Genomic DNA, 16809 nt, shown 5'->3' on the forward strand with positions numbered 1-16809 from the left:
CGGCTTGCCCGTCGCGGCGTTTTTTCATTGAATCGCCGTACCGATGTGGGCGGCGCATACACCCCACGAGGAGCACCCCGATGGCTGTTGGTCTTGGTCCGTTGCCTACGCTGCACCCGGTTCCCGGTTTTGAACTTGGCATCTCTTCTGCCGGCATCAAACGCCCGGGTCGCAAGGATGTCGTGGTCATGCGCTGTGCCGAAGGCTCGAGCGTTGCCGGTGTGTTCACGCTGAACGCGTTCTGTGCCGCTCCGGTCATCCTGGCCAAACAGCGCGTGCAGGGCACCGTGCGTTACCTGCTGACCAATACCGGCAACGCCAACGCGGGTACCGGCGAGCCCGGCCTTGCAGCTGCGCGTCGTACCTGCGAGAAGCTTGCCGAGCTGACCGGTGTCGATGCGTCTGCCGTACTGCCTTACTCCACCGGTGTGATCGGTGAGCCTCTGCCTGTGGAAAAGATCGAAGGCGCGCTGCAAGCGGCCCTTGACGATCTGTCTGTGGATAACTGGGCGGCGGCGGCCACCGGCATCATGACCACCGATACCCTGCCAAAGGGTGCGAGTCGTCAGTTTCAGCACGACGGCGTGACCATCACCGTGACCGGCATCAGCAAAGGCGCGGGCATGATTCGTCCAAACATGGCGACCATGCTCGGCTACATCGCCACCGACGCCAAGGTGTCCCAGAGCGTGTTGCAGGACCTGATCCGCGACGGCGCGAACAAGTCGTTCAACCGTATTACCATCGATGGCGACACCTCGACCAACGACTGCTGCATGCTGATCGCCACCGGTCAGGCCGACCTGCCTGAAGTGACCGAAGCCAAAGGCCCGTTGTTCGATGCCCTGAAAAAAGCCGTGTTCGACGTCTGCATGGAAGTCGCCCAGGCCATCGTGCGTGACGGCGAAGGTGCGACCAAGTTCGTCACCGTTGAAGTCAATGGCGGCGGCAATCATCAGGAATGTCTGGATGTCGGCTATGCCGTTGCTCACTCGCCATTGATCAAGACCGCGCTGTTCGCCTCCGATCCGAACTGGGGTCGCATTCTGGCCGCTGTCGGCCGTGCAGGCGTGCCGGACCTGGACGTGAGCAGGATCGACGTGTTCCTGAGCGGTGTGTGTATCGCCAGCCAAGGCTGCCGCGCCACGACCTACACTGAAGAGCAGGGCTCGGCGGTCATGGCCGAAGAGGAAATCACCATCCGCATCGAGCTGGGCCGCGGTGATTGCAGCGAAACGATCTGGACCACCGACCTGTCCCACGAATACGTGAAGATCAACGCGGAATACCGCACCTGATTCATTCCGGCGCGGGCGATCGCTCGCCTGCGCCATTCAACGGAGTTGAACATGAGCCTGCACCTAATCATCGGCGACAAACGCTATTCCTCCTGGTCGCTGCGTCCCTGGCTGGTGCTGGAGATGACCGGCGCGCCGTTCACCGATCAGGTCATCCGTCTTAACCTGCCTGACACCCGCGAGAACATCCTCAAGTATTCGCCTACCGGCAAAGTGCCTGCGCTGCAGTGCGAGCACGGCACCATCATCGATTCGCTGGCGATCTGTGAGTACCTGGTCGAGCGGTTCCCGGATGTCGACCTGTGGCCACGTGATGTCTCTGCCCGTGCCCAGGCGCGTTCTGCCTGCGCCCAGATGCACAGCGGCTTCATGAGCCTGCGTTCCAACATGCCGATGGACCTGCGTCAGGATCAGGCGCTGGAAGTCATTCCGGTCGATACCCAGGCCGACATCGACCGCATCGTCGCGCTGTGGGCTGAATGCCGAAAGGCAGCCAGGGAAGACGGTCCGTTCCTGTTCGGCCGTCCGAGCATTGCCGATGCGTTCTTCGCGCCGGTCGCGATCCGCCTACGCACGTATCGCGTGGCGTTGCCCGACGAGACGCTGGCCTACATCGAAACCATTTACCAATGGCCTGCCTTCCAGCGCTGGCAGCAGGCTGGTCTAGAGGAGTCCTGATCGTGAAACGCATTCACGTGGCCGCTGCCGTCATTCGTGGCGCCGACGGCAAAATCCTGATCGCCAAAAGGGCTGACAGCCAGCATCAGGGCGGACTGTGGGAGTTTCCCGGCGGCAAGGTCGAAGAGGGCGAAGCCGTCGAGACTGCGCTGGGACGCGAACTGCAGGAAGAGCTGGGCATCATCGTCACGGCGGCGCGTCCACTGATCAAGATTCAGCATGACTACCCGGACAAGCATGTGCTGCTGGATGTGTGGGAAGTTTCAGCGTTCACCGGCGAGCCGCACGGTGCCGAAGGTCAGCCGTTGGTCTGGGCGTCTTCTCGTGAACTGGCCAATTACGACTTTCCAGCCGCCAACCGGCCGATCGTCGCGGCGGCGCGTCTGCCGGGCGAATACCTGATCACCCCGGAAGGGCTGGACAATATCGAGGTCCTGCGCGGGATTCAGAAAGCCGTTGCGGGCGGCATCAAGCTGGTTCAATTGCGCGCACCGGGCGGCTACGACCCCAAGTACCGCGACATGGCGGTGGACGCGGCGGGTCTGTGTGCAGGCAAGGCGCAACTGATGCTCAAAGGACCACTGGAATGGCTGGGTGATTTCCCGTCCGCCGGTTGGCACCTGACGGCCGAGCAACTGCGCAAATACGCCAGCCGTGGACGGCCGTTTCCAGAGGATCGCTGGCTGGCCGCTTCCTGTCACAACGCAGAAGAATTGGCGTTGGCAGAGCAGATGGGCGTGGATTTCGTGACCCTGTCCCCGGTGCAGCCAACCTTGACGCACCCCGATGCTCAGCCATTGGGCTGGGAACAGGCCGCACAGTTGATCACAAGCTTCAGCAAGCCTGTTTACCTGCTGGGTGGCGTAGGGCCTGCCGAAAGGCAGAAAGCATGGGAAAACGGCGCTCAGGGCGTTGCAGGAATACGGGCGTTCTGGCCTGAAGAGCTCTGATGGCCCTGGATCATTGATCGCTCCTGCGTCCGCTCCCGAATGTGACGCAAAGCGTCACGGGATGCATGCCCAAGCAGAGCATTGGCACGATCATCAAGCTCACACTGATCGTTACCACGCTCCTGCGTGGTAACGCCGCTCAGGACGCTCTGCGTCCGCTCTTGAACGCTCAGAGCGGGCACGATCATGCCTTACTCCGGCTTCGGCGCAGGCTGCCACAGGATTTCGGCGATGCCTTGTCGCCGGGCAATGATCCGGGCGGCGACGAACAGCAGGTCCGACAATCTGTTGATATACGCCAGACCAGAGCCTTCCAGCGGTTCGACCGCATTCAGATGCTGGCAGCGACGCTCGGCACTGCGGGCCAGGCTGCGGCACACATGAGCGTGTGCAATCAGCGCTGAACCGCCGGGCAGGATAAAGTTTTCCAGCGGCCCCAGTTCCTCGTTCCAGACATCGATCGCCGCCTCGAGACGCTCGACCTCAGCGCTGTTCAATGCCTTGTAACTCGGCATCGCCAGTTCGCCGCCCAGATCGAACAGACGGTGCTGACAAGGCGCCAGAACATCGATCACTTCGTTGAGCCCGGACACGCTCGGCGCCAGTTCGATCAATCCGGCCAACAGCAGACCAAGCTGGCTGTTGAGGGTATCGACTTCGCCGATGGCTTCGACGCGTGGGTGATCCTTGGACACCCGGCGACCGTCGCCCAGCCCCGTTTCCCCGGCGTCGCCGGTACGTGTGTAGATTTTCGACAAACGAAAGCCCATTCAGTGGCTCCTGGTCATAGCTTGGAAATAACCTGTTGCTGCACATTCACCTGATTGGCGATCAGCGGCAGGCGCAGCGTGAAGCAGGTTCCATTGCCGACGGAAGATTGCACTTCCATCTGGCCCTTGTGGTTGTTGGTGATGATGAAGTACGACACCGACAGGCCCAGTCCAGTGCCCTGACCGATCTCCTTGGTGGTGAAAAACGGCTCGAAGGTGCGTTTGCGCACGTTTTCGGACATGCCGATGCCGTTGTCTTCCACCTGAATTTCGGCCCACGGCGGATTGAGTCGGGTGCGCAGAATGATGCGTCCCTCATCCTCGCCATCGGGCCGTTGATGAATCGCCTGGGCAGCGTTTTTCAGCAGGTTCAGCAGCACTTGTTCCAGCTCATTGGCAATGCACGGCACCGGCCCCAGCTCCGGATCGAACTGGCGGATGATGTGCTGGCCCTTGAAGTCGAAACCGATGGTCAGATCAAAGTCGTTGCTGGCGATTTCCACCGCCTGATCGATCAGTGCAGGCAAGTCGCAGGGCGAGAGCTGACGGTTACTCAAGCGGCTGAAGTTGAGCATGTGACTGACAATCTTCGCGGCTCGCGCACCTGCCTGCTGAATGCCATCCAGCAGTTGCGGCACTTCGCGGCTGGTCAGGTAGTTGTTCACCACGGCCAGGTCGATCCCGTCGGTTTCGGCCTGCTCGATGTTCTTCGGCAGGTCCGGCGACAGACGTCGGCGGATATTCTGCACGTTATGCAGGATCGCGCCCAACGGATTATTGATTTCGTGGGCCATGCCTGCTGCGAGGCCGCCAACCGAAAGCATTTTTTCCGACTGCACCATCATTTCTTCCAGCGAGATGCGCTGAGTGATGTCGTCGATCCGGATCACCACCCCACGGCCAGCGTCGCCGGTCAGCGGGTAAAACGTCAGCGCGTAATGGCGAGACTCGTCGTTCTTGATCCAGGTCACGCGCTCGATCTTGGTGACACTGTGTCGTTCAACCGTGTGTTTGATCTGCGGCAGAAACGATCGCATCGGCTCGAAAGCAATGAAGATCGGCTGGTTCATTGCCTCGTCCAGGGTTGTGCCGGAAAGCGCGCTGGCCTCCTGGTTCCACTGGGTCACGTACAGTTGCTCGTCCAGCGCGATCATGGCCGAGGGCATCGAGTCGATGATGCTGTTGAGGTAGTTCTGAAAGCCCGTGAGCTTCTTTTCGATCTTGCTGCGCACCTGAACTTCGAGCTCGAGCTTGCGATTGGTGTGCCGGGTTTCCTCGGCCAGACCCTGCGCCTGATCGTAGGCTTCCTGAGAGTCGTCGCGGGCGCGTTTGAGCTGCTGTTCGCGTGCTTCGATACGCGACAGCATGGTGTTGAAGGCTTCAGCCAGGCTGCCGATTTCATCTTCGTTACCAGGCTCGGCGCGCAACGCGTAGTTCTCTTCGCGGGTGACCTGACGGGAGAGCTCTTCCAATTGATAGATAGGCTCGGTGATCAGGCGACGAATCTGCCGCGCCACGACCAGCCACAGCAATACGCTGAACACCAGAATGCCCAGGCTGGCAGTCAGCGTGCCGGTATAAAACGCGGGCGGCAGTTCGCTGCTGGCGACCAGCAATAGATGGCCAGGAGGTTGCTCGCCTTTGGGTACAGTGATGACCTGCGTGCTGCGAAACTCGGTCAGGCGCCAGCTTTCAAGGTCCTTGAAATGATGTGGCAACTCAAGCCCTTCGCCCTGCTGCACTTGCCCCAGGCGTTCGCCATCGTTGTCGTAAATGGCTGCCGCGCGCAACGGACCGTAGCTTTTCAGCTCCCTCAGCAATGCACGTGCGTCGTCGGGTGAATTCAGTGCGTTTTCATTGAGGTTGGCGCTGCTGATCAGACGGCCAATGGTCTGCAAGGCCTGCGGCGCCATGGCTTCCTGGGAAATGTAATAGGCCGCGCTGATGAAGGTCAGGTTGGCGACCAGCAGGACGGTGGTCATTAGAACCAGCAGGGCAGCCAGCAGCTTCTGGCCGACAGGCAGGTTTTCCAGGCGTTGGCGCAAAGGCATGGGGCAGGTCGCAGTGGCAGGTTGAACAAGCAGGGTAGCGCGGGCTAGTCCGTACGCAAACCCTTGCTTGCCAGATGCGTGACCAGCCGCGTCTGCAACTGCTGCAAATGCGGCACCGGGCAGTGATGGCGCTTGGCAGCGGCACAGGCGTAGCCCAGCAGGTAGCTGATTTCGGTGCGTCGCTGATGCGCCACGTCCTGATACATCGACGAGTAGTTCGCCGCCGTGGCCTTGATGACCCGCAACACTTCGCTGTGCAAGTCAGCAGCGGCCGCCGGCTGACCGCAGCAATGCAGCAGGTCGGTCAGCTCGGCGCAGAGCGTGGCGACTTCACAGTGATGCTCCAGCAGTTCGCCGTTGCGGCAGTGGTGCAGCACGGTCAGTGGATTGATCGCGCAATTGAGCGCCAGCTTGCGCCACAGGCGGGTGAGGATGTCCGGCGTCCACTCGTGAGGAATCGCGCTGGCGTGCAAGTCCTTCAAAAGGGAAGGTGGAGCAGGATTCGCAACATCGCCCATCCAGGTAAAGCCATGACCGGCAAACACCACGTACCAGTCGGCCTTGCGGAACGCACCTTCGGTGCTCGAAGCGAAGATGCAACGGGCATGCGGCACTCGTGCTGCGACAGCGTCCTGACTGCCGAGACCGTTCTGCAACAGGATGACCTCGGCATCGGCCGTCAAACGCTGCGCCAGTTGCGCCACGGCCTGTTCGGCGTCATAAGCCTTGCAGGCCACCAGCAGGCGAGCGATCGGCGCCTGATCGTCAAGCGCTTGCGCAGGCACTTGGAACGAACGGGCCGCGTCGTTTTCTATCAAGGTCAGGCAGCCGCCGCTGGCCTGATACGCGGCCACACGAGCGGCGTCTCGCAGCACCAGATGCACCGGCACATTCGCCCGTGCCAGCCGCGTGGCCCACAGACTGCCCAGACTGCCTGCGCCCAATACATGCCAGGTCGTCGACATCAGTGATCGGCCTTCAAGGACAAAAGCGGCCCTGAAGCAGTTAAATCAGTATTCGACATGAAAGGCTCACAGTGAAGGCCGGAAAAGTCTCGTTATAATGAGCGTTCTTTCATACCGTCAAGTCATGCGCGCCGTTGATTGCCGTGCGCGCCGTTCAATTGGAGAACATACATGCCCTCGTTCGACGTAGTGTCCGAATTGGATAAACACGAAGTCACGAATGCCGTCGACAACGCTATCAAAGAGCTGGATCGTCGCTATGACCTGAAAGGCAAGGGGACGTTCGAGTTCAAGGAACTGACCGTCAGCCTGACCGCCGAAGCAGACTTCCAGCTTGAAGCCATGATCGAGATCCTCAAGCTGGCACTGGTCAAGCGCAAGATCGACGCCAAGTGCTTGGAAATCAAGGATGCCTATGCGTCCGGCAAGCTGATGAAGCAGGAGGTCGTGCTGCGCGAAGGCATCGACAAGGAGCTGGCGAAGAAGATCGTCGCTCACATCAAGGAAGCCAAACTCAAGGTCCAGGCCGCCATTCAGGGCGAGCAGGTGCGTGTCACCGGCAAGAAGCGTGACGACCTGCAGGAAGCCATCGCAGCCCTGCGCGCCTACGATTCGGGCATGCCGCTGCAGTTCAACAACTTCCGTGACTGACGATTTGCAGTGCTGACCGGGGAACCAAGGGTTGCCCGGCCAGTCCGAATCGCCCTGTGCATTGAAACGACAGCCGTTGCTGTCCATCGACGCCGGTTCGTCAGGTTAAGGAGAGAAAGATGGATTTAAACGCAGAAGTCGGTCACCTGTGGCAAGCGTCGCAGGCCTGGATTCCGATGATCATGCAGTACAGCGGCCGTCTGCTTCTGGCCCTCGTTACGCTGTGCATCGGCTGGTGGCTGATCAACAAGGTGACCGGCAAGCTCGGCGCGCTGTTGGGCCGGCGACAGGCAGACCTGGCGTTGCAGGGCTTCGTCAGCAGTCTGGCGAACATCATTCTGAAGATACTGCTGGTGGTCAGTGTCGCGTCGATGATCGGCGTCGAAACCACTTCATTCGTCGCGGCCATCGGTGCTGCCGGTCTGGCGATCGGTCTGGCATTGCAGGGCAGTCTGGCGAACTTCGCAGGCGGCGTTTTGATTCTGCTGTTCCGTCCGTTCCGCATCGGTGACTGGATCGAAGCGCAGGGCGTTGCGGGTACCGTCGACAGTATTCAGATCTTCCACACCGTGCTGCGCACTGGTGACAACCGCACGGTGATCATGCCCAACGGCAACCTGTCCAACGGTATCATCACCAACACCAATCGTCAGCCGACCCGCAAGGTTGTGTTCGACATCGGTGTCAGCCACGACGCGGACCTGAAACAAGCCTTGCAAGTCCTGCTGGAGATGGCAAAAGACCCACGCGTACTCGAAGACCCGGCCCCTCAGGCCGTGGTTGCAGCGCTGGGAGAGAACGCAATTACCCTGTCGCTGCGGGTCTGGACCAAGACCGGTGACTTTGGTGACGTGGTCTCGCTCTTCAACATCGAAGCGCGTGATCGTCTCAAGGGCGCAGGCATCGACATCCCGGCGCCACAGCGGATGATGCGGGTCGTTCAGGAGTAACCTGCGCCGCTCCATCAGAAAACGAAAAAGCCCTGGCGCGTGAGCGTCAGGGCTTTTTTGATGGGCGCGGATTCGTTACAGGTTGGCGAGCCCGACGATAATGCCGACGGCCGCGACGGCTGCGCCCAGCACGTTCAGGAAGAAGCCCACACGCAACGCCACGGAAAGCCTCCACGGCTTGAAGCAGAACGCATAAATGAGCAGAAAAATGATCGCAAAGATCTCGAGCTGACCCAGCAGTACGATAGCGCTGCCGATTGTCATCGGCTCAGCGGCGCTTGAAACGGCATACGCCAGCGCGGTCCAGACGACAGGGAACCAGATACCCAGCCCGATCAGGGCAAGCATCAGGTATTGGTTGAAGCTTGGTTTTTTTGCGGTGTTCAATGTCGTTCCTTTAGCATCGTATGCGGAAAAGCCTCGCCGGTCTCAAGGCTTGTCAATTGTCGTCGATTGAGCAGGTTCTTCGATTTTCACGCCTTTGGCGTCCTTGCTCCACTGCAGGATGATCATCACCAGCGTCGGCACGCCGAGCAGGGCGGTGATGAGGAAGAAGTTGTGGTAACCGAACTTCTCCACCATCACCCCCGAATAACCACCGATCAGGCGCGGCAGCAACAGCATGATCGAGCTGAGCAGGGCGTACTGGGTCGCCGAGAACTTGAGGTTGGTCAGGCTCGACAGGTAGGCCACGAACGCGGACGTCGCAAGGCCGGAGCTGAGGTTGTCCAGCGAGATGGTCAGGATCAGCATTTTGATGTTCGGCCCCATGTCTGCCAGCAGCAGAAACAGGATGTTGGTGGCTGCCGAACTCAGGCCGCCGATGAACAGGATCGGCATGATGCCGAAGCGCACGATCAGCAGGCCGCCGACGCCTGCGCCCAGCAGTGTCATGATCAGGCCGAAGATCTTGCTCACGCTGGCGATCTGATCCTTGGTGAAGCCCTGGTCGATGTAGAACACGTTGGCCATGACGCCCATCACCGTGTCCGACATACGATAAGTAGCGATCAGACCCAGCAGCAGCAAGGCCTGCCAGCGGTAGCGCATGATGAAATCGTTGATCGGTGTCAGGACCGGTGCAAGGCCGCGGCGTCCCATCGAAGACAGGCAGCCGATGGTGAGCAGCGTATAAAGGATCGCGCGCAGGAACGCCCTGTCTTCCAGCAACAGGTCCATCCAGCTGGTGTCCTGGAAGAGCACGCTGGCAAAATCGGTGTTGTAGAGCTGAGTGAACATCGCCGGAACCGACACCAGCAGCACGATCAGGACAAAGACTGAGGCCAGTTGGTGGGTGAAGCCGTAGCGCGCTGCCGACAGCTGGGTGCGCAGCGGTACGGGCGGCTCGCGCATGACCAGCGTGGTGATCAGTGCGGGCAGCATCAGCAGACCGAACAGCACGTAAGTGCCGGTCCAGGCCGAATGCTTGTAGGCGAAGCCGGTCGAGCCGAAGCCTTCGGCGAAATACAGTGCGCCTGCGGTCGCCAGCAGTGCGGCAACGCGGTAGCCGGACATGTAGCTGGCGGCCAGCGCGGCCTGCTGGGTGTCATGGGCGATTTCCAGGCGATACGCATCGATCGCGATGTCCTGGGTCGCAGAGGCGAAGGCCACGATCACCGCGATGGCGATCAACCAGGACAGATGTTGCTGCGGATCGCAGAAACCCATGCCGATCAGGCCTAGCAGCACGAGTGTCTGGGACAGTACCAGCCAGGAGCGACGACGGCCCAGTTTGCCGAGCAGCGGCAGGCGCCACTGGTCGAGCAATGGTGACCAGACCCATTTGAAGGCGTAGGCAAGACCGATCAGGCTGGCGTAGCCGATGGTTTCGCGAGCGACACCGGCTTCACGCAACCATACGGATAACGTCGAAAAGACCAACATGTAAGGCATGCCCGCAGCGAATCCGAGCAGCAGCAACACTAAAGTCGATGGGCTGGCATATGCGGCGAGCGCGGCGCGCCAGGTTTTACGGGGCATGGGCTGGAATCTGCCTCAGGTTACGAAAACAAAGGGCGCACTCTAACCGTTGAACTACATGGGGCGCCAGCCATGACGCTGCATATCAACCCGATTGTTCAGAATGGTAAGGCCTTCGGTACGTAAACGGGCACGCTGTTCGTCACCCGAGGGGCTGCCGGGTGGCAGACTGAGCCTGCCGCCGGCACCCAAAACACGGTGCCAGGGAAGCGCCGAACCGTCCGGCAACTGGCTCAAGGTGCGGCCTACCCAGCGGGCCGCCTTGCCAAGTCCGGCCAGTTCCGCCAGTTGTCCGTAGCTGACCACCTTGCCTTCCGGCACCTGAGCCAGCGTCAGATAAAGTGCCGTGCGCCGTACGTCGGCAGGCGAAAGCCCGCTTGGGTCGTTTTGCTCTGAAACGGGGTCGCTCACACGTTTATCCTGTATAAAACGAGATTGATTGTCGTTTCCTGGAACTACAGATGGATCTGATGGTCAGTGATACCTGTGTTCGGGGGTCCGTGGACTGCCTTGACGTTTTTCCAGCGGGATGATGCCCGATTTTCCGCCAAACAGAGCCTAGTCGTCGCTTATGTTGTCCAGAACCCTTCTGTGTCTTGCCCTCACCGCCGCCTCCACTCCCTTGCTTGCCGATACCGTCTGGTTGAAGAACGGCGACAAGTTGACCGGTACCATCAAGGTTTTCGACGGCGGCAAGTTGCTGCTGCAGACCGAATACGGCGGTGCCATTCCGATTGACTGGAAAAAGGTCAAGACCCTGGAAAGCGATCAGCCATTGCTCGTCAAACAGGACCAGTACACGGGTGAAGTCGCCAAGTCACTGAAAGCGTCCGATGACGGCAAGGTGGTTCTCGCCAATGGCGAGGCGCCCAAAACCGTCGAGCTGGCGAGCATTCAGCAGATCATCAAGCCCAAGCCGGTCATCACCGATCTGGTCTGGAAGGGCAATATCGACGCTGCGCTGGACTTCCAGCAGGCCGAGAACGACACCAATGATTACAACGTCGCCTTCAAGACATCGGCGCGTCACGGTCAGTGGCGTCATAACGCCAGAGGCGAATACAACCGCGAAACCACAGACGATGTGGTCGGCACCGACAACTGGAGCGCCGAGTACTCGATCGACCGCTTCCTGACCGAGAAATTCTTCTGGGACGCCCGTGTCACCTACAAGCGCGACAAGATCGAAGACCTGTCCCGCCAGCGTGTCGTCGGTACGGGTCCTGGTTATCAGTTCTGGGATGACGAACTGGGTGCCTTCAAGGTCGGCGCACTGCTTAACCGCACTGACTTCGAGTTTTCCAACGACGAGAAGGAAAACTTCTACTCGGTTGCCGGCACCTGGGATTACAACCGTTACCTGATCGGCAAGAAGGTCGAGTTCTTCACCAACGGCGAGCTGGGCAAACCGTTGAGCGGCGTTGCGGACTACTCGCTGGATGTAGAGGCGGGGCTGCGCTACAAGGTCACCGAGTGGGCCTCGCTTAACCTCAAGGCCGAGAAAGATGTCATCAGCGGCTCCAGCAACGGCGATGTCGACAAGACTCGCTACACCGCAGGTTTCGGCGTCGCCTGGTAAGCACGTGGGCCAGCGACACCCTTACAGGGCGAGTCGCTGGCCAATCACCGTCTAGATTCTCATCGCGCCGTCCAGCTCCAGGATGCGCCCGCTGAAATAGTCATTTTCCAGAATGTAAGCGACCGAGTGGGCGATTTCGTCCGGCTTGCCCATGCGTTTGAGCGGGATGGCAGACGTCATCTTCTCCAGCGCCTCGGGCCTCATGCTGCCAGTCATCTCGGTTTCGATGAAACCGGGTGCCACGCCTGCGACCCTGATGCCGTAACGCGCCAGTTCCCGTGCCCAGGTCACGGTCGCTGCCGCGACACCGGCCTTGGCGGCCGAATAGTTGGTCTGGCCGATGTTGCCCGCGCGTGAAATCGACGAGATATTGATGATCGCGCCCTGACTGTTCTGCTCGATCATCTTCGCGGCCACTTCGCGTGTGCACAGGAAGACGCCGGTCAGGTTGACGTCGATCACCGACTGCCACTGAGCCAGGCTCAGCTTGGTCATGACGCCGTCCTTGACCTTGACCAACAGACCGTCGCGCAGGATGCCCGCGTTGTTGACCAATCCGTGAATGCTCCCGAAATCCTCGGCGATCCTGCTCACGGTTTCCACAACCTGATCTTCGTTCGCGACGTTGCACAGGTAGGCCCGTGCCTGCACGCCTTGTGCCTGGCAGGCTGCAACCGCCTGATCGAGTTTTTCCTGATTCAGGTCCACCAACGCCAGATTCGCACCTTTGCCGGCCAGGTATTCGGCCATCGCGCGGCCCAGACCCTGGCCTCCGCCGGTGATTATTATTAGCTTGTCTTTCAATTCCATGTGCGTGTCCAATCCGCTGATTGTCTTCACGGCATGGCTCATTCGAGATGAGTCCGAATGCCGTTGCCAGAGCACGTTATATTCTGTTTCCGCGCGTTCGTCTTCAGCTCGACGCAAACGTTTCAAGGAGTCACACGATGAGCGCGAAAGCCTCTAAGGATGCCAGGCACCTGCTGCTCAAGGAGTACAGGGCTGCCCTGTCAACGCATTCCAAGTCAATGCCGGGCTACCCGTTCGGTTCGGTTGTGCCTTACTGCCTGGATGATCGGGGGCGGCCATTGGTACTGATCAGCCGCATCGCTCAGCACACCCATAACCTGACGCTCGATCCCAAGTGCTCGCTGCTGGTGGGCGATCGGGGCGCCGAGGATGTGCAGGCGGTTGGCCGGGTGACGGTGCTGGCGCAGGCCGAAAAGCTCAGTGATCCCGTTGCGATCGAGGCTGCAGCAAGACGGTACTACCGGTTCTTCCCCGAGTCGCAGAGTTATCACACCGCTCACGATTTCGATTTCTGGGTGCTTGCACCTGTTCGCTACCGGTACATCGGCGGCTTCGGCGCTATTCACTGGCTGGACGAAGTGGCGCTGGATAATCCGTTTGCAGGCAAGGTCGAAACGGGCATGGTCGAGCACATGAATCGGGACCACGCCAAGGCCATTGCGCACTACGTCGAATTATCGGGCCTGCCGCAAACCGAGCCCGCTCGACTGGTCGGCATCGACAGCGAAGGTATGCACCTGCGTATCGCGAACAGCGTTTATTGGCTGGCATTCAGCGAGCCTTGTAATACACCGACACAAGTCCGCGAGGCCTTGGTTCAACTGGCTCACGCAGAAAAATGGCCGGTAAATGACGGGAAGCACGCTTGAATTAACGACTTTCTGACATCACATACGGTCTACTTGCAAGGCACCCTTGCGCTGAGGAACTGATTTGATGCGTGTTTTTTTGCTGATGTTCTTACTTTTTCCGGTACTCGAATTGTTCATTCTGGTTCGGGTCGGCATGTCCATTGGTTTTCTCTGGACATTCCTGTTGGTCCTGGCGACATCGATGCTGGGACTTTTCGTCATGCGTGTGGCAGGTTTTGCAACGGCCCTGCGTGCCCGTGAAAGCCTGTCCCGCGGCGAGCTGCCTGCCCAGCAGATGCTTGAAGGCCTGATGGTTGCGGTAGGCGGTGGCTTGCTGCTGTTGCCAGGTTTCATCAGTGACATCCTGGGCGTGATCTGTCTGCTGCCTGTCACTCGACGGTTGCTGATCAGCAAGGTTCGTCAGCGCGCCGAGGCTCAGGCCATGCGCCAGCGCGCCTTCGCCGATGACCTGCAGAGTCGTGCCGACGAGCAGACGGCGAACAGCCGCACGCACGCGATTCACCAGCCCACCCGCGAACCCGACGTGATCGAGGGCGAGTTCGAGCACCGGGACAAATAATCCCTGCAACCCCTTCGCTGCGCGGCACCTTCGGGTGCCGCGCTCGTTTGTGGGCGCTGTCAAGCTGCAAAAATTTTCTTGCCCAAGCCTTGTAATAACCTTGCTCGCCCTTATGTATGGGTCACCGCAAGGTTTCTGGCCTGATTGCCAGACCGTATTCTGCGGTTCGCGCGTCGAACCGTAACCGGCAAGTCCGGAATTTATAACAGGCCGGTGCATTCACCGGACGCTCAACAACCATAATCAGGAGATCGACAATGAAGCTTCGTCCTCTGCATGACCGCGTCGTAATCCGTCGCAGCGAAGAAGAAACGAAAACTGCCGGCGGTATCGTTCTGCCAGGTTCGGCTGCCGAAAAGCCAAACCGTGGCGAGATCGTCGCTGTTGGTACCGGCCGCGTGCTGGACAACGGTGAAGTACGTGCGCTGGCCGTGAAAGTGGGTGACAAGGTGGTGTTTGGCCCTTATTCCGGCAGCAACACTGTGAAAGTAGATGGCGAAGACCTGCTGGTGATGAGCGAGAACGAGATTCTCGCTGTTATCGAAGGCTGAGTGCTCGCGCTGATTTCCGTTACTACAAAGTATTCAAGGAATAATGATCATGGCTGCTAAAGAAGTTAAATTCGGCGATTCTGGCCGCAAGAAAATGCTCGCCGGTGTAAACGTCCTGGCTGACGCAGTAAAAGCGACCCTGGGCCCAAAAGGCCGTAACGTCATCATCGAGAAGAGCTTCGGTGCTCCGCTGATCACCAAAGACGGTGTGTCGGTTGCCAAGGAAATCGAACTCAAAGATCGTTTCGAAAACATGGGCGCGCAGCTGGTCAAAGACGTTGCTTCCCGTGCCAACGATGATGCGGGCGACGGTACTACCACCGCCACCGTTCTGGCTCAGGCTATCGTCAACGAAGGCCTTAAAGCCGTTGCTGCCGGCATGAACCCGATGGACCTGAAGCGCGGCATCGACAAGGCGACCATCGCCATCGTTGCTCAGCTGAAGGCGCTGTCCAAGCCATGCACCGACACCAAGGCAATCGCCCAGGTCGGCACCATTTCGGCCAACTCTGATCACTCCATCGGCGACATCATTGCCGAAGCCATGGAAAAAGTGACCAAAGACGGCGTTATCACCGTTGAAGAAGGTTCGGGTCTGGAAAACGAACTGTCTGTCGTTGAAGGCATGCAGTTCGACCGTGGCTACCTGTCCCCGTACTTCATCAACAAGCCGGACACCATGGTTGCCGAGCTGGACAGCCCGCTGCTGCTGTTGGTTGACAAGAAGATCTCCAACATTCGCGAAATGCTGCCGGTTCTGGAAGCTGTCGCCAAGGCAGGCCGTCCACTGCTGATCGTTGCCGAAGACGTCGAAGGCGAAGCCCTGGCGACTCTGGTAGTGAACAACATGCGCGGCATCGTGAAAGTTGCAGCCGTGAAGGCTCCAGGTTTCGGCGACCGTCGCAAGGCCATGCTGCAGGACATCGCTGTTCTGACTGGCGGTACCGTTATCTCCGAAGAGATCGGTCTGAGCCTGGAAACCACTACCCTGGAACACCTGGGTAATGCCAAGCGCGTTGTACTGAACAAAGAAAACACCACCATCATCGACGGTGCTGGCGTTAAAACCGACATTGACTCGCGCATCGCTCAGATCCGCCAGCAAATCGGTGACACCAGCTCCGACTACGACAAAGAGAAACTGCAAGAGCGTCTGGCCAAGCTGTCCGGCGGTGTTGCGGTGATCAAGGTCGGCGCCGGTTCCGAAGTCGAAATGAAAGAGAAGAAAGCCCGCGTTGAAGACGCCCTGCACGCAACGCGCGCAGCCGTCGAAGAAGGCGTGGTACCTGGCGGTGGCGTGGCGCTGGTTCGCTCCCTGCAGGCCATCGAAGGTCTGAAAGGCGACAACGCCGATCAGGACGTCGGTATCGCTCTGCTGCGTCGTGCTGTTGAAGCACCACTGCGTCAGATCGTTGCCAACTCCGGCGACGAGCCAAGCGTTGTCGTCGACAAGGTCAAGCAGGGTTCGGGTAACTTCGGTTACAACGCTGCTTCCGGCGAATACGGCGACATGATCGAAATGGGTATCCTGGACCCGGCCAAGGTCACTCGCTCTGCTCTGCAGGCAGCGTCCTCGATCGCCAGCTTGATGATCACCACCGAAGCGATGATCGCTGACGTGCCTGACGACAAGCCAGCAGGCGGCGGCATGCCGGACATGGGCGGCATGGGTGGTATGGGCGGCATGATGTAAGCCAGCTTTACCCCTCAAGCGACACCCATAAAGAACCCCGCCTTGTGCGGGGTTTTTTTATGGGCTGATCTGTAAGCCAGCGTTCTTCGTTATACATAAGGCTGCCTGGACACTGATCGTGCTCATGCTCGGCGCTCATCGTGATAAACAAGTCCGCAAGACGCGCAAAACAGGGGCAAAAACGAAAGTGACTGACGGAATGCATACCCCGTGGGAGGCGGCAAGACTCGGGTATAACGCTGAGCACAAGCATGAGCATGATTGGCGTGCTTGAGATCACGCTGATCGTTCCCACGCTCTGCGTGGGAATGCCTCCCAGGACGCTCCGCGTCCGCTCTCGAACGTGGCGCAGATGTGTGCCCAAGCTCCAGCGTTATCCACGCCATGCGCTCGGCTCACTGAGTCCTCAGTCTGTGCCATTTGTGACGCGGAGCGTCACGGGAGGCATGCCC

17 protein-coding genes are annotated in these 16809 nt (G+C 59.5%); 10 read left to right on the top strand and 7 right to left on the bottom strand.

The window, feature by feature from the left end; genetic code table 11:
* Nucleotides 1-80 precede the first annotated feature (80 nt).
* The 3 genes from argJ to AO065_RS11900 are packed head-to-tail and all read left to right on the top strand — an operon-like array spanning nt 81 to nt 2926.
* On the top strand, nt 81-1298 hold the full coding sequence (argJ, locus tag AO065_RS11890; RefSeq protein ID WP_004881494.1) for a bifunctional glutamate N-acetyltransferase/amino-acid acetyltransferase ArgJ: 1218 nt from the start codon (nt 81-83) through the stop codon (nt 1296-1298).
* Between the two features lie 51 nt (nt 1299-1349).
* Nucleotides 1350-1976: a glutathione S-transferase family protein gene (locus AO065_RS11895; RefSeq protein ID WP_004881493.1), complete on the top strand. Its 627-nt coding sequence runs from the start codon at nt 1350-1352 to the stop codon at nt 1974-1976.
* A 2-nt stretch (nt 1977-1978) separates the two neighbouring features.
* A complete protein-coding gene (locus tag AO065_RS11900) occupies nt 1979-2926 on the top strand; it encodes a Nudix family hydrolase (protein WP_004881492.1) in 948 nt (315 codons plus the stop codon).
* A gap of 191 nt (nt 2927-3117) precedes the next feature.
* Here the strand turns inward: AO065_RS11900 and AO065_RS11905 are convergent, their stop codons facing one another.
* From AO065_RS11905 to AO065_RS11915, 3 genes are read right to left on the bottom strand one after another with little or no spacing between them, the layout of a single operon-like run.
* Nucleotides 3118-3696: a cob(I)yrinic acid a,c-diamide adenosyltransferase gene (locus AO065_RS11905; RefSeq protein WP_004881491.1), complete on the bottom strand. Its 579-nt coding sequence runs from the start codon at nt 3694-3696 to the stop codon at nt 3118-3120.
* A gap of 14 nt (nt 3697-3710) precedes the next feature.
* A complete protein-coding gene (locus tag AO065_RS11910; RefSeq protein WP_004881490.1) occupies nt 3711-5747 on the bottom strand; it encodes a sensor histidine kinase in 2037 nt (678 codons plus the stop codon).
* A gap of 44 nt (nt 5748-5791) precedes the next feature.
* The gene (locus tag AO065_RS11915) at nt 5792-6712 is read right to left on the bottom strand and encodes a putative 2-dehydropantoate 2-reductase (RefSeq protein WP_004881489.1); all 921 of its coding nucleotides are present in this window, start codon (nt 6710-6712) and stop codon (nt 5792-5794) included.
* A 171-nt stretch (nt 6713-6883) separates the two neighbouring features.
* On the opposite strand from AO065_RS11915, the gene AO065_RS11920 reads away from it, so the two are divergent.
* The gene (locus tag AO065_RS11920) at nt 6884-7363 is read left to right on the top strand and encodes a YajQ family cyclic di-GMP-binding protein (RefSeq protein WP_004881488.1); all 480 of its coding nucleotides are present in this window, start codon (nt 6884-6886) and stop codon (nt 7361-7363) included.
* Nucleotides 7364-7482: 119 nt separating this feature from the next.
* Nucleotides 7483-8313: a mechanosensitive ion channel family protein gene (locus AO065_RS11925; RefSeq protein WP_004881487.1), complete on the top strand. Its 831-nt coding sequence runs from the start codon at nt 7483-7485 to the stop codon at nt 8311-8313.
* Between the two features lie 75 nt (nt 8314-8388).
* Here AO065_RS11925 and AO065_RS11930 read toward each other — a convergent pair whose 3' ends face one another.
* Genes AO065_RS11930 through AO065_RS11940 form a run of 3 tightly spaced genes read right to left on the bottom strand, consistent with a single transcriptional unit; the run spans nt 8389 to nt 10704 of the window.
* Entirely contained in the window at nt 8389-8700 is a 312-nt protein-coding gene (locus tag AO065_RS11930; RefSeq protein ID WP_004881486.1) for a hypothetical protein, read from the bottom strand.
* Nucleotides 8701-8742: 42 nt separating this feature from the next.
* Nucleotides 8743-10293: an AmpG family muropeptide MFS transporter gene (locus AO065_RS11935; RefSeq protein ID WP_004881485.1), complete on the bottom strand. Its 1551-nt coding sequence runs from the start codon at nt 10291-10293 to the stop codon at nt 8743-8745.
* 54 nt (nt 10294-10347) lie between these two features.
* Nucleotides 10348-10704 carry an MGMT family protein gene (locus AO065_RS11940; protein ID WP_004881484.1) on the bottom strand — a complete coding sequence of 119 codons (357 nt, stop codon included), beginning with the start codon at nt 10702-10704 and terminating at the stop codon, nt 10348-10350.
* 160 nt (nt 10705-10864) lie between these two features.
* Here AO065_RS11940 and AO065_RS11945 point away from each other — a divergent pair, with 160 nt between their 5' ends.
* Entirely contained in the window at nt 10865-11872 is a 1008-nt protein-coding gene (locus AO065_RS11945) for a DUF481 domain-containing protein (protein WP_004881483.1), read from the top strand.
* Between the two features lie 51 nt (nt 11873-11923).
* Here AO065_RS11945 and AO065_RS11950 read toward each other — a convergent pair whose 3' ends face one another.
* Nucleotides 11924-12682: an SDR family oxidoreductase gene (locus tag AO065_RS11950; protein ID WP_004881482.1), complete on the bottom strand. Its 759-nt coding sequence runs from the start codon at nt 12680-12682 to the stop codon at nt 11924-11926.
* Between the two features lie 137 nt (nt 12683-12819).
* Between AO065_RS11950 and AO065_RS11955 the strand changes: the two genes are divergently transcribed.
* The 4 genes from AO065_RS11955 to groL all read left to right on the top strand — a co-directional run bounded on the left by AO065_RS11955 (nt 12820) and on the right by groL (nt 16357).
* The gene (locus AO065_RS11955) at nt 12820-13551 is read left to right on the top strand and encodes a HugZ family pyridoxamine 5'-phosphate oxidase (protein ID WP_004881481.1); all 732 of its coding nucleotides are present in this window, start codon (nt 12820-12822) and stop codon (nt 13549-13551) included.
* Between the two features lie 67 nt (nt 13552-13618).
* A complete protein-coding gene (locus AO065_RS11960) occupies nt 13619-14113 on the top strand; it encodes an FxsA family protein (protein WP_004881480.1) in 495 nt (164 codons plus the stop codon).
* 257 nt (nt 14114-14370) lie between these two features.
* A complete protein-coding gene (locus AO065_RS11965; protein WP_004881479.1) occupies nt 14371-14664 on the top strand; it encodes a co-chaperone GroES in 294 nt (97 codons plus the stop codon).
* 49 nt (nt 14665-14713) lie between these two features.
* The gene (gene groL, locus AO065_RS11970; RefSeq protein ID WP_004881478.1) at nt 14714-16357 is read left to right on the top strand and encodes a chaperonin GroEL; all 1644 of its coding nucleotides are present in this window, start codon (nt 14714-14716) and stop codon (nt 16355-16357) included.
* Nucleotides 16358-16809 lie beyond the last annotated feature (452 nt).

The sequence above is a fragment of the Pseudomonas viridiflava genome (assembly GCF_001642795.1).
Classification (GTDB): Bacteria; Pseudomonadota; Gammaproteobacteria; order Pseudomonadales; family Pseudomonadaceae; genus Aquipseudomonas; species Aquipseudomonas viridiflava.